7 protein-coding genes are annotated in these 14,137 nt (G+C 47.3%); all 7 read left to right on the forward strand.

The annotated features are described in order from the left end of the window. The first annotated feature begins 93 nt into the window (after positions 1-93). Positions 94-3,222: a VPS10 domain-containing protein gene (locus tag RIG68_RS08530; RefSeq protein ID WP_350121102.1), complete on the forward strand. Its 3,129-nt coding sequence runs from the start codon at positions 94-96 to the stop codon at positions 3,220-3,222. A 374-nt stretch (positions 3,223-3,596) separates the two neighbouring features. Next, the gene (locus tag RIG68_RS08535) at positions 3,597-4,565 is read left to right on the forward strand and encodes a lipid A-modifier LpxR family protein (protein WP_350121105.1); all 969 of its coding nucleotides are present in this window, start codon (positions 3,597-3,599) and stop codon (positions 4,563-4,565) included. Position 4,566: 1 nt separating this feature from the next. Continuing rightward, positions 4,567-5,511 carry a CPBP family glutamic-type intramembrane protease gene (locus tag RIG68_RS08540; protein ID WP_350121108.1) on the forward strand — a complete coding sequence of 315 codons (945 nt, stop codon included), beginning with the start codon at positions 4,567-4,569 and terminating at the stop codon, positions 5,509-5,511. Between the two features lie 109 nt (positions 5,512-5,620). After that, a complete protein-coding gene (locus RIG68_RS08545) occupies positions 5,621-8,506 on the forward strand; it encodes a triple tyrosine motif-containing protein (protein ID WP_350121111.1) in 2,886 nt (961 codons plus the stop codon). 109 nt (positions 8,507-8,615) lie between these two features. Beyond that, positions 8,616-11,663 carry a WD40/YVTN/BNR-like repeat-containing protein gene (locus RIG68_RS08550; RefSeq protein ID WP_350121114.1) on the forward strand — a complete coding sequence of 1,016 codons (3,048 nt, stop codon included), beginning with the start codon at positions 8,616-8,618 and terminating at the stop codon, positions 11,661-11,663. 214 nt (positions 11,664-11,877) lie between these two features. Beyond that, on the forward strand, positions 11,878-13,380 hold the full coding sequence (locus RIG68_RS08555) for a S10 family peptidase (RefSeq protein ID WP_350121824.1): 1,503 nt from the start codon (positions 11,878-11,880) through the stop codon (positions 13,378-13,380). 390 nt (positions 13,381-13,770) lie between these two features. Then, positions 13,771-14,136 (forward strand): hypothetical protein, encoded by a 366-nt coding sequence (locus RIG68_RS08560; RefSeq protein ID WP_350092866.1) that lies wholly within the window; start codon positions 13,771-13,773, stop codon positions 14,134-14,136. Position 14,137: the final 1 nt, after the last annotated feature.

A 14,137-nucleotide genomic window follows, 5' to 3' on the forward strand; every position in this document is an offset into this window, starting at 1 on the left:
TTTTTCAGGGTCTTAAAGGCTTTTCCATTAGCGGCTTCCTGTGAAATGGTTCGCTCCCTATATTACCCTATCGTTCAATTTATCAATTATTATATGAAGTTAAACAGATACTATTTACTTGTTACGGGCATTTTGCTCTCGTTTACAATCAAAGCGAGGCAACTGCCGGAAGGCTATCCCACGAAGCCTATTACTACCCTTGATACTTTGTTAACCAAAGCCTTTGAATGGAGAAATGTGGGGCCTAACAGGGGAGGAAGGTCGCTGGGTGCGTCAGGAAGTCCCTCCCGGCCGAACGAATACTACTTTGGGGCAGTAGGTGGTGGCCTCTGGAAAACTGTTGATGGCGGCACTACCTGGAAACCAGTAACCGACGGCCAGCTGACCAGCTCATCGGTGGGTGCCGTGGCCGTGTCGGAAACCAATCCCGACATTGTGTATATAGGAACCGGCGAAACCCAGTTCAGAGGTAATATCATGCAGGGAGATGGTGTTTACAAGTCGGTAGATGCTGGCAAAACCTGGCAAAACATTGGTTTGAAAGAGACCCAGGCGATTGCCAGGATGCGAGTTGACCCAACGAATCCTGATATCGTGTTTGTGGCTGCACTGGGGCATCCTTATGGAAATAATGAAGAAAGAGGCATTTTCAGAACAACCGACGGCGGTAAGAACTGGAAAAAAGTGCTTTACAAAAGTGATAAAGCAGGCGGTGTTGATATCATCATTGACAGAACAAACCCAAAGGTAGTTTATGCCACTATCTGGCAAGTATACCGCACGCCCTACAAAATGTGGGGTGGTGGCCCTGACTGCGGCCTTTATAAGTCAATTGACGGTGGCGATACATGGACTGAACTCACCAGGAACCCTGGGTTGCCGAAAGGGCCTGTCGGTAAAATTGGTGTGACAGTTTCGCCAGCTAATCCAAACAGGCTGTGGGCTGTTGTTGAAGCCAACGATGGCGGTGTGTTTCGCTCTGACGACGCTGGCAAAACCTGGAAGCAGGTGAACGACGAACGCAAGCTCAGGCAAAGAGCGTTTTACTACAGCCGTATTTACGCCGATCCAAAAGACGAGAATACGGTATATGGGTTAAACGTGGGCTTTTATAAGTCTACCGATGGCGGTGAAAAGTTTGACGTCACAATCAGGCCGCCACATGGTGACAACCACGATCTCTGGATTGATCCCAACGACCCCATGCGCATGATCGCTTCCAATGATGGTGGTGGCACTGTGTCGGTAAACGGTGGCAAAACCTGGACCGATCTGGACTTCCCAACGGCTCAGTTTTATCACATTATGGTGACTAACGACTTTCCATATCACATTTGTGGAGCTCAGCAAGACAATTCCACGATGTGTATTCCAAGCGACGGTTGGGATTTTATGACCGCCAGAGGGCCGAAAACCGAGTACTACTATTCACCAGGTGGTGGAGAAAGCGGCTACATCGCTCAGGATCCTAAGAACCCAGATATTTTCTACGCAGGAAGCCAGGGAGCACTATTGACACGCTATAACAGGGCAACAGGTCATGAAAGAGACGTGCAGGTTTATCCACGCTTCTTTTCAGGTGAACCTTCGTCATCATTGCCTGAACGCTGGCAATGGACATTTCCTATCGTGTTTTCACCTGTAGACAATAACCTTCTTTTTACTTGCTCACAGCATGTGTGGGTGTCTGCCGATGAAGGCCAGTCATGGCAAAAGATAAGCCCTGATTTGACCTACGCCGACCCGGCCACGCTAGGCATGTCAGGTGGAGCACTCACCATGGATATGAACGGGCCTGAGATTTATGCGACCGTGTTTGCGTTGGCACCCAGCTACCACGATGTCAACACGATTTGGGCTGGCTCAGATGATGGCCTGGTACATATTACGAGAGACTTTGGGAAGACATGGAGCAATATCACGCCGCCCGATATGCCAAAGGACACAAGGGTGAGTGTCATCGATGCTTCACGTCATCACCCAGGCACTGCATATGTAGCTGGAAAGCGCTATCAAATGGATGACAGGGCTCCATATCTGTGGAAAACTCACGACTATGGCAAAACATGGACAAAAATAATCAGCGGCATCAGATCAGATGATTACCTGCATACTATCAGAGAGGATATCAAAGTTCCAGGCTTGCTGTATGCAGGTGGAGAGCACACCGTTTGGGTGTCGTTTGATGATGGTGCCAATTGGAATGCCCTGCAGCTAAACATGCCAGACACGCAAATCGCCGATTTGATGGTGACCGACAGAGATTTAGTGGCGGGCACACATGGCAGGTCGGTCTATATTTTGGATGATATTGGGCCACTGAGAGAGTATGCCAGGCTTTCTGGCAATCCCAACTATACGCTTTTTGAGCCTGACAGGGCTGTTAGAAGAGTGGAAAGTGCTACAATCAGCTACTTCCTGCCAAAACAGGCCGATGAGGTAGTTGTTACCATTAAGGACGCCAGTGGTACCGTGATTTTGGAGGAAAAGGGGACGTTACCAGAGCCAAAGAAGGACGAAGATGAGTCGGCCAGGTGGTATGGAAGCCTGCCTACGGCACCAACTACCGCTCAGGGACTCAATAAGTATGAGTGGAACTTAAGGTATCCCGGTGCTGTCGACTTTGAGGGCATGATTATATGGTCTGCCAGGCCACAGCTCGGGCCTTATGCACCTCCGGGAAAGTATACAGTGAGCGTAGCTGTCAATGGTGAAGTGCAAACCAAGAATATTGAAGTGGCGCTTGACCCAAGGATTACAGGCGTGACGGAAGCAGATGTGAAAGAGCAGTTTGAGCTGGCAATGAAGATAAAAAATGCTACCTCCATGGCTAATCAGACCGTAAAAGACATCCGTTTGTTGAAAGCGCAAATCGACACGCTGGTGTTGCAGAACAAGGCTTTGAAAAAGGACGCCGAGGTGCTTTTGTCTAAGCTTTCTACCGTTGAGGAAGCGCTTTATCAGGTGAAAAATCAGAGTTCGCAAGATCCGTTGAATTTCCCGATAAGGTTGAACAACAGGCTGGCCTACCTGCGAAAGAGTGTAGAAAGTGGCGACGGAAAACCAACCAAGGGCTCTTACGAGGTATTTGACCTCTTGAAAGGAGAGCTCGATGGGCACATGACATCTTATCGGACCATCCTCGAAAAGGACATTGTCTCCTTCAATAAAAAGGTGAGCAAGTCCGATCTTCAGGAGGTGAAGCTTGATAGAAAAATTTAGTATATGAGTAGGGACGCCTCAACGTTTGGTGCGGCAACCGGAGGAAGTTTGAGGATAGGTTTTTGAGGAAATAGGGGTGATTTACGGGATAGGCTGTTGATAGATCACCCAACTATTTTCGTTAAATATATGTAGTGAGACATAATCCTTAATACGGTAATATTAAGATTTATTCAAATTTTATTCGATATTTAGGCATTACTGTGCTAATACTCATATACTAAGCATGCCCCGATAATTATCGGGGCTTTGCTTTTCTACCCATTTTTTCTACTCACGGCTTCGGAAGTTGCCCAAAGCATGGGATGACCGAATCTGAAAAATAGCTTAACTTCAGCCCTTCGAAAAAAGAACGCCCTGAAAGTCGCTTTTTGATGGCCCGAAAGATCAACTTCCTTTTATGTTTAGTGTTTGGATTTCAGGGGTGGCCGTGGGGGTTTAATGCCATCGCTGAGAGCGATCCGGATAGCACCTTTTTGAGGCAGGTTCAACTCACAGTTGACAACGACGCATACTTCTTCACTAGTTATGACAGATACTACTCAAGCGGCGTATTTGCGTCATACAGCAGTTTGAAAAGCCGACTACCTTTCAGTCGCCCGAAAGAAGGAAGCATATACTCTTCCGAGGTTGTTTTCTCTCATTACATCTATACACCTAAAAACATCCTTTGGGATAAGTTAGAGCAGCTTGATCGACCTTATGCTGGGATGGCCACCCTGGGAGTTCAGCTGAATTATCTTAGACCATCAAGTGCTTTTACCATGAAAGCTGATGTGGGTTGGCTCGGCCCGGCAATCCAAACGGCGGAGTTGATGCGTTGGTGGCACGGCAGTCTGGGCATACGGCTTCCGAGGGGTTGGGACTACCAGATCAACAACACGCCGGTGCTGATGTTGACACCATCATATTTAAAGCAATGGGCGATTAGTGAAAAACTGGACGTGGTGAGCTCCACATCCATGTCTGTAGGCACGGTGCTCGATCAAGTATCGCAAGAAGTGACATTGAGATATGGGTTGCCGGGAAGCCTGAATAAAAGTCATTTGACCAACAGTCTTTTGAATGCAGCAAAGGGGAGTGGTAAGCTCATTGAGTGGTACCTGGTGGCAAGCTGGCAGGGAAGTTACGTGCTTTATAATGCCACCATCGATGGTAACTTTATTGGGCCGGAGAGCATGTACCATGAACGTTCGGAAAAAGCGGTTTTGCGTCAAACCTACGGTGCTGTGCTGGCTTACAAAAAGGCTGACTTCGAGTTATCATTTAAAACTACTTCCAGAGAAGTGAAGGGCGCTGAAAACCACCGGTATATGCGAGCAAAAATCAGCTATAGATTCTAATATGAAAGCACTTGTTCGTCAGTTGATAGATTTTCAAAAGGCCAATTTTCATCCAGGCCTCTACCTGAGCCTATTACTGTTCATTGGTATCAGTGTTGGTTTCAACTTTTCCCTCGACTTTTACGATGAGTACGTCATTAAAGGTCATAGTCCGGCGTTACGCTGGGTGTTAGTTGCTGCATTCAATATGTTTCCTTTCATCGTTGCAGCCTTGCTTGTTTATCATTTCAAGGGAGAAAAGGACTGGGTAAAAGACACTGGCTTTTGGTTACGGGCCGTTCTGGTGTTTGCGGTGTCGGGCTTGTCGCAATACTGGAAACCATTCGACGGTTTTGTCGCCGGTCTGAATGGCAACGAATACTATTTTGCCAGCTACACATTTAGAAAGGCAGACAGCCTCGTTAATGTTTTGCTGCCCGTGGTGATCTTATATCTGCTGTTCGAGAGGGACAAGTACAAATCATTTTACGGATTGCGTTCTACTCACTGGGACTGGAAGCCTTACGCACTGTTGTTTCTGGGTATGGTGGTAGTGATAGGCCTTGCTTCTTTTTTTCAGGACTTGCAGGCCTACTATCCTCGCTACATGCGTACCAAAGGACCGGAACTAGCTACCGAGTTAGGCATAAGTCAATGGTGGCCTTTGCTGATCTACGAAATAGCGTACGGGAGTGATTTCGTGTCGGTTGAGCTATTCTACAGAGGTGTGCTCATGCTGGCTTTCTATAGGTATTTTGGGGCCTATGCCGTGCTTGTTATGGTGCCGTCTTACGTTTTTCTGCACTTCGGCAAGCCCATGACTGAAGCTATCAGCTCAGCTATTGGAGGCTATGTTTTGGGTATCATTTCCCTTAACAGTCGGAACATATGGGGAGGTGTCGTGCTTCACGTCGGGGTGGCCTGGCTAATGGAGTTTTACGGCTGGCTTCAGTTGGTATTCAAGTAAGCCCGAAATCCCAACACTGCCTTTCAAAAAGTATTCACAACTTCTTAATCGTTTGCAGTTACTTGGCATTCCGAAATTCCGTAATTTAGGGGTTCGACCTTGATCCCATATGAGACGTTTACTTGTTGGCCTGCTTCTATTTCTGTCAATTACACCTACGGCGGTAGCCCAATCGGGCTACTACTACCAAACTCATTTTACTCCCATTGAAAACAAAAGGGATCAAATCAATTATAGCATCCAGCAAGATGATTTTGGGAGGCTGTACTTTGCCAACAGACAGGGGCTTTTGCAGTTTGATGGCACTAGCTGGGATCTGATAGAAACCCCCGGGCCAACCTTCTCTATTTCTCTTAACGACTCCATAATTTACCTGGCAGGTACGTATGGCTTTGGCATGCTCACAACTGACGGTTTTGGAAACCTGGCTTTCCAAAGCCTGAACGATTCTTCAAGTCAGACTCTCTCCATGACACAGCTCATTAGTTATGGTGAAGAGCTTGTGATGACTGACGGGAAAAGTGCTTTTGCCTATAGTCCGTTGTCAGAAAAACTGGAAAAAATAGCCACGGCACTACCTGTCACACAAATTGGTGTTTTTGACTCAAAGCTTGTTGCCTTCAATGCAGACACTACCTTTCTGATCAAGGGACAGGGAGTGCTACCTTCGAGATTTGTAGAGAATGGCCCCTGGCTGGGGTGGAGTGAGTCGGCCAGTAACCAATGGATTGGGGCCAATAGAAAAAATGAACTCTACCAGATCGTCGGCGGTCAACTAGTGCCGCTAAAACTCGACGATGAGGGGTATCTGGAGGAAGCAAGGATTCTTTCCGTGACATGGATGAGTGATGAACTTGTGGCAGTGGGTACGTTACGAGGTGGGGTTGTGTTCGTAGATGTCAAGGGAAGAAAGCTGGATCAGATCGTCAATTTCCACACCGGCCTGCCCGATAACGAAACCCAGACATTATTCAGAGACAAAGACACCGGCCTATGGGTTGCGCATCCTTATGGATACACCAGAGTGTCACCAAATATCCCGTTCAAGTCTTACAACTACTACCCGGGCCTTGATGGCACGCTTTACACTTCCCGGCATTTCGACGAAAGAGTATTTGCCGGTACCAACCTGGGGCTCTTTTATCTGGATCAGGTCAAGAACTTTGACGAGATCGTCTACTATATAAAAAAGAATCCCGACACGCAGCTAACCGTTGCCGACGACAGAAAGGAAGACAAAAAGGATAGCGACGGCCTTTTTTCGTTTTTGCGTTTCAATAAGAAAGATGAGAAAGTAGATGAGACGACAAAGGAGCCTGTGGCCGAAGAAGAACCGGAAGATGATAAAAAGAAGAAGGGTGGCTTGTTTTCCTTTTTGAAAAAGAATAAGGGGGAAGAAGACAAGGAAGAGGAGAAAAAAGAACCGGAGGCACCTAAGAAAGCCGTTGTCGCTTCCGCCATCGCCAAGGCAAGAAGTCAAATTGGAGGGAAAAAGAAGGTTACTACGGCAGAGCCGGTCATGGTGAGAAGGGTGAAGAAGGAGTTGCAAAGCATCACTTATGTTTATAAGAAAATAAAGGGGGTAGAAGGCCGAATCAACCAGCTGGTGCCCATTAATGATGATGAAATGATGGCTGCTGGTCTGGCAGGCGTTTTTATTGTTAAGGAAGATGCAGCAGTTCAAATATATTCAGAGGCGGTGAGGAGAGTGTTTTATGACGATGCGCAGAACCTTATTCTGATATCAACCTACCGGGGCGGGCTGCTAACAGTTGTGAACGAAGATGGAAAATGGAAAGAAACCATCTTGCTTGAGAATGTAGATGACTTTATCCAATTCATTTTCAAAGACAGAACCGGCAAAATCTGGCTGTGTACCTCGCAGAAGCTTTATTGGGCTAAGATTGAGAATAATACCCTTGTCGAGGCTGGGGAAGTCCCCATCAAGAACGACTACCTTGACCCCGTAATGGGCATTGACGATGCCAACCTTGGCGTGGTATTTATGCACGCAAAAGGCTTTTTCAAGCTGACGGGTGATACACTTGAGAAGTTTGACTGGCTGGGCATGTCAGAACCCAGCCGCTACATAAGTTCCGCCGGGCATTTGCTCGTATCTGATGGACGGTTTTGGCATAAAATGGGCTCCAAAACCGAGGCCAATGGCGCCTTTACTTTTCTTAATCTTTTTGACCATATTGTTTCACTTGACTTTGAAAAAGACGGGGATTTGTGGGTGGTGACCGCTGATAACAATTTCTATCGCATCGACCACAACAAGGCATTTGAGGCCAATTACAATCCGTTCCTGAAGCACATCAGATCGGTCAATAATCAATTACTTCCGATAGGTACAAAATTGCGAGTGGAACAGGAGAACAGCTCGCTGAGCTTTTTCTACCATCAAACGGAATATTCGGGTATCCTTAAGATAGAGTACAGGTACCGATTGCTTGGTTTGAATGAGCAATGGTCGGAGTGGTCGCCTAATAACAATACGATTCAATTCTCGTATTTGCCGTCCGATAAGTATGAGCTACAAGTAGAAACCCGCAATAGCTTTGGAGTCGTGAAGCCGCTTGAATCCATTTTCTTCACAGTTGTGCCACCATATTGGCAGCGGCCCTGGTTTTATGCGGCTGAATTTCTGTTTTTCGCTATGCTGCTGTTTTTGAGCTCAAGACTTACGAAAAGCGACCGAATGGTTGTGCTGGTGCTTAATCGCTTGCTTACCTTCCTCACAATCATCATGATCATTGAGTTTATCCAGACAATCGTCGAGGCAAATTTTGAGACAGATTCTTCGCCGGTTTTGTCCTTCTTTCTACAGGTAGCGGTGGCTTTTTGTCTCATGCCGCTTGAGAGCTTTATGAGAAGTAAGCTGTCAGGAAAAGGAGAAAAGGTCGACCGAATGGTACAGGGTCACGTGTCAAAGCTTACCAGAGGCATGGGTAAGCAATCGTCGAGAAAGAAGACGGCAGAGGAGCAGAGTTAGTGGTCTCAATCTGGTCATAGTTTTCGCAGTAAGCTAGTTTTATACAAACGGCTTAACCCTGTGAACCAACTTTTCTAACTTCGGGACATTAGAACAAGCGACCTTACTCATGAAAAAAAGTGCCCTCCTAAATGCCGCCGGTGCCGTTTTTTTGGCTCTTTTGGCTAATTTTCCTTTGCAGGCTCAGCCGTCAGAAAAACAAATATACCAGGCCTTTCAGTTTCGGAATGTTGGACCAACCCGGGGTGGCCGTGTAACTACGGTGACGGGTGTTCCAAGCGAGCCAGGCACATTTTATATGGGAGCAACTGGTGGCGGAGTTTGGAAAACTACCGACTATGGCATCAATTGGAAAAACGTATCGGACGGGTATTTTGCCACTGGCTCAATCGGTGCCATCAGAGTAGCGGCCACCGATCCAAATATTATCTACGTTGGTACAGGCACTGACGGCATCCGCTCCAATGTGATCACAGGAAAAGGTGTATACAAATCAACTGATGCAGGGAAAACCTGGAGCCACCTGGGCCTTGAGAAAGTTGGGCAGATTGGCGCTGTGGAGATTGATCCGACCGACCCAAAAACAGTTTTTGTGGCAGCCATGGGGCAGGCATTTCAAAACAATGAAGAGCGGGGCGTTTATAAATCGACTGATGGCGGCGCTACCTGGGACAAGGTGCTTTATGATTCCGACTCGGTAGGTGCAGTAGATCTTGAATTCGCACCCAATAACCCAAATATTGTGTACGCCTCCATGTATAGATTCAAAAGAACACCCTGGACAATCATCAGTGGGGGATACCAGGAGGGCGGAATATACAAGTCGAAAGACGGAGGCAAAACCTGGGAAAAAAAGACAAAAGGTCTGCCTGAAGGTCTTATAGGCAAAATAGACCTCGGAGTGAGTGCGGCTGACCCGCTCAGGCTCTATGCCATTGTTGAAGCTCCAGTAAAGGAGCAGGGGCTTTATCGCTCCGACGACCAGGGGGAATCTTTCGTCCATGTAAGCGACAACGAAGATCTGGTCAACAGACCGTTTTATTATACCAATGTGGATGTAAATCCGCTTAATGCATCTGACGTTTTCTCTCAGGCTAACCCAGGCATCAGGTCCAGAGATGGCGGTAAAACCTGGACAAGGCTTAATCCTCCCCACGGAGATAACCACGACCTTTGGATCAACCCCAATGATTCGATGATTTGGATACAATCCAATGACGGCGGCGCCAATGTGACCCTCAATGGAGGTATCTCATGGTCAACACAAAACAATCAGCCAACGGCAGAGCTCTACCAGGTGGAAGTAGATGACCAATATCCTTATTGGCTGTATGCTGGTCAGCAGGACAATTCAACGATAGCAGTGCCTAGCGCCCCACCTTATGATCACCCATCAGGAGCTGTCGGCTACTGGATGGCAGTGGGAGGTTGCGAAACAGGCCCGGCAGTGCCAAAACCTGGTGATCCAAACATTATCTATTCGAATTGTAAAGGTCGCTTCGGAGTGTATGACAAGCGGACGGGCCAGGAAAAGCAGTACTACGTTGGTGCTTCAAATATTTACGGACACAACCCCAAAGATCTTAAATTCCGGTTTCAACGGGTAGCACCGATTCACGCTTCATTCCACACACCGGGAGTGGTTTATCATGGCTCGCAGTATTTGCACAAGACAGTGGATGATGGTAAAACATGGGAAATTATTTCACCCGACCTCACAGCTTTCGAAACCGACAAGCAGGTGATTTCGGGAAGCCCTATTACCCGTGATGTGACTGGAGAAGAGTACTACAGCACTATTTATGATATCAATGAATCACGGCTGAAAGAAGGTTTGATTTGGGTGGGTGCCAACGATGGCCCTGTGCACGTAACCAAAGACGGAGGCAAAACCTGGGCCAATGTGACGCCCAATATGCCGAAGGGCGGCAGGGTTGACTGCGTAGAGCCGTCTCCGCACCAGGAAGGAAAGGCGTATGTGGCTGTGCTTCGCTATCAGCTAGGTGACTGGAAGCCTTACCTTTTTAAAACTACTGACTACGGTAGTAACTGGACGGCTATCACCAACGGTATTCCCGACGATCACCCAACAAGAACGATTCGGGAAGACCCGGAAAAGGAGGGGGTACTTTATGCAGGCACAGAATTTGGGCTGTACATTTCTTTCGATGACGGAGCTAACTGGGAGTCATTTCAGCAAAACCTTCCTGTGACACCCATCACCGATATCAAGGTGTTTCGCAATGACCTGATACTTTCCACTATGGGAAGAGGATTCTACATAATGGACAATATTAGTGCGCTGCATTCGATCAAGACAGTTTCATCAAAAGGAGCTCATTTGTTCAAACCCGAAGTAGCTCATAGGTTCCGCTACAGATATAATGGAGAAGGGAAATACCCAGAGTATCCCGACGCTGCCGTCACCATCGATTATTACCTTAAAGACAAAGCCGAGTCGGACATTATTCTGGAAATTACCGATAAAGACGGAAACACCGTCAGTTCGTTCACCAGCGCCAGCAGACCCAAGACTGACAAGGGAACGACCGATATGGCCACCGGCTTCTTTACAAAAGGAGGCAAGCCAGGACTGCCAAACAAAGTGGGTACCAACCGCTTTCAATGGGATATGACACATGTGGGTGCCTGGAGTGCTGACACACGCAGAGCGTTTAGCAACGGCCCTATGATATCTCCCGGAACTTACACAGCCAAGTTTACCATTGCTGGTAATACCTATAGCGAAAGCTTCGATGTGCTGATCGACCCGAAAGCTGCTGACGCTGGCGTTACTCAGGAAGAGCTGCTGGCTCAGGAAAAGCTGGCACTGCAGGTAAGAGATTTATTGTCAGAGGCTAGCCATTTGGAGGATGATATTAAGCAAGCGGTAAAGGCCCTGAACGGAAACAAGTCAGGAAATGCCAGGAAGAAATTGGCTGCGCTTCAGTCGCTTCAGGACCAGGTGACCACCCCGGAAGGGATATACATGCAGCCGATGTTAGTTGATCAAATCCGGTACCTTTCTTTCATGTTGAACAGGGCTGACCAGATGCCAGGAAAAGACGCATATGACCGTTACGATGAGCTATCGAACTTGTTAAGTAAAATCAAGGCTGATTACAGTGGAATGGTCGACATCAACAGTAAAAGGTAGAAAGCACTGACAAAGAAGAAAAAGCTACCTCAAAAGCCAAGACACCGACTTGAGCTTTTGGGGCGGCTTCATTTTTTGAGTGCCCGTTGCACATTCTTCCATCAGTGGCTACCACTCAACATCTCAAGGAGATTTCTATCAAGATTCTGAGCAAACGAACTTTACATATGTCTATTTTTCGGGGACTTAAATCAACTATCATTTACCAATCATGATGAAAAAGATACTTTTAAGAAGTTTGCTGCTAATCTTCTGTGCTGCTTCCGTGGCCAAAGCCCAGGAGAAAGCGACAGCAATGCCGGAACGAACCTTGCCAGCAGAATCGGCGGTCACTACCACTCACGAGGTAACGATTAAAGGCAAGAAAATCCCATACAAAGCCACAGCTGGAACTCAGCCAGTATGGAGCGAGGATGGCAAAGTAATAGCCTCCATGTTTTATACTTATTATGAAAGAACTGACATCACGAACAAGGTCAACAGACCGCTCGTGATTTCGTTCAACGGCGGGCCTGGCTCAGCATCGGTGTGGATGCACATCGCTTACACTGGTCCGGTGGTATTGAATATCGACAGCGAAGGTTATCCTCTACAGCCATATGGGGTGAAGGAGAACCCTAATTCGATTCTCGATGTGGCCGACATTGTTTATATCGATCCTGTAAACACTGGGTTTTCCCGCATACTGGATCCAAAAGCAGAGAAGTCAGTGTTTTTTGGTGTGAACGCAGACATCAAATACCTGGCCGACTGGCTGGATGTGTTTGTGTCGAGAGTAAGCAGATGGTCATCGCCCAAATACATCATTGGGGAGAGCTACGGCACCACCAGGGTTTCAGGTTTGGCATTGGAGCTGCAAAACGCACATTGGATGTACTTTAATGGGGTGATCCTTGTATCGCCTACAGGCCTTGGAATTGACCGTGACGGCCCCGTGCATGATGCGTTGTATCTGCCTTACTATGCCGCTACTGCCTGGTACCATAAAATGCTTCCCGCCGATTTACAGGCCAAAGACCTTGATGATATTTTACCCGAAGTTGAAGCATACACCATCGACGAGGTGATTCCAGCTATGACCAGAGGTGGGTTTATCACTGAAGCAAAAAGGAAAGAGGTGGCCGCTAAAATGTCCAGATACTCTGGCATAAAGGAGTCGGTGCTACTTCAGCACAATTTGGCGATACCTACCAACTTTTACTGGAAGGAGCTGCTAAGAGACCAGGGAATGACTATTGGCAGGCTCGACAGCCGCTACAAAGGAATTGACAGGCAAGATGCGGGCGACCGCCGTGACTACGACCCTGCGCTGACCATGTGGAACCACGAGTTTGCTCCGGCGATCAACTACTACCTGAGAGACGTGCTCAACTTCAAAACAGATTTACAATACAACCTTTTCGGGCCAGTGCACCCATGGGACAGAAGCGGCGATCAAACCGGTGAGAACCTGCGCCAGGCCATGGCCCAAAACCCCTACATGCACGTAATGATCCAGTCGGGCTATTACGATGGTGGCACCGACTACTTCAACGCCAAGTATTCGATGTGGCAAATGGATCCCAGTGGTAAGCTGAAGGACAGACTGCGCTGGGAGGGCTACAGAAGCGGCCACATGATGTACCTGAGGGCAGAAGACCTGGTGACCTCCAATGACCACATCAGAGACTTTATTCAAAAGTCGCTGCCAGGCCCCAACAAGCCTGCTAAATATTAATTACCCAGTGAGTTTATAGAGTGGAGCTGCCTCGAAAGGGGCAGCTTTTTTTCGTTTTCAGGTCACTGGCACATCAGATAAAGCCTGGTCGAACATGTAACCTTTCTGTCTTCATTTAAAGGTTTGTGCCTGATGAGGGAACTCAACAAGTGCTGTTGGAAGCGCCAAAATAGTGCTAATTCCTTCCCCTTTCGGTGATCGTCCCCAATTCCTTCGTTTAGAGCGATTTAACTACGGATGTAAGAAACACCCGTGTAAACCAAAAAATGCCCCCCGGGCGGCTTGTAAATTTACGGTCATATAATTTAGGTATAATCGTATGAATTGGTCAGCTATGGTTTTCACTCCTTGCGCCAAACATAAATAACTTGCCTCTCTTAAATTAATGATATGAACACATCAACATCGATCGAACAGCCAAAGTCACTGAATATCGACTTTGAACTTTATGCAGACAATGATCAGGAATTTAAAAAAGAACTGTGCTTTCTCCTGATTGACAATGTAAAGGAGCTTCATAAAGCATTACAAGAGTCAGCTCAGACTGGAGATCTGGCAACCTTCACAACAATATGTCATAAGGTTACTGTAAGTATCGATATGATTAATGATGACGAATTAAATAGATTAATCGAGAAGGTTAAAGACGCATTTTACGCTCAGCATCCAGTGCTGATCGCTCGTTACACTTCCACACTCAGCGCAGCCTTGCTTCAATTGGCAATAGATATCGAACTGGAGGCAGACATAACTTAGC

Origin of the sequence: Imperialibacter sp., from assembly GCF_040222385.1 — a bacterium.
In the GTDB taxonomy this organism is placed as follows: Bacteria; Bacteroidota; Bacteroidia; order Cytophagales; family Cyclobacteriaceae; genus Imperialibacter.

Coding starts and splice junctions, on each gene's coding strand:
- RIG68_RS08530 (WP_350121102.1), top strand. CDS start 94: ATGAAGTTAAACAGATACTATTTACTTGTTACGGGCATTTTGCTCTCG.
- RIG68_RS08545 (WP_350121111.1), top strand. CDS start 5,621: ATGAGACGTTTACTTGTTGGCCTGCTTCTATTTCTGTCAATTACACCT.
- RIG68_RS08550 (WP_350121114.1), top strand. CDS start 8,616: ATGAAAAAAAGTGCCCTCCTAAATGCCGCCGGTGCCGTTTTTTTGGCT.
- RIG68_RS08540 (WP_350121108.1), top strand. CDS start 4,567: ATGAAAGCACTTGTTCGTCAGTTGATAGATTTTCAAAAGGCCAATTTT.
- RIG68_RS08535 (WP_350121105.1), top strand. CDS start 3,597: ATGGCCCGAAAGATCAACTTCCTTTTATGTTTAGTGTTTGGATTTCAG.
- RIG68_RS08560 (WP_350092866.1), top strand. CDS start 13,771: ATGAACACATCAACATCGATCGAACAGCCAAAGTCACTGAATATCGAC.
- RIG68_RS08555 (WP_350121824.1), top strand. CDS start 11,878: ATGAAAAAGATACTTTTAAGAAGTTTGCTGCTAATCTTCTGTGCTGCT.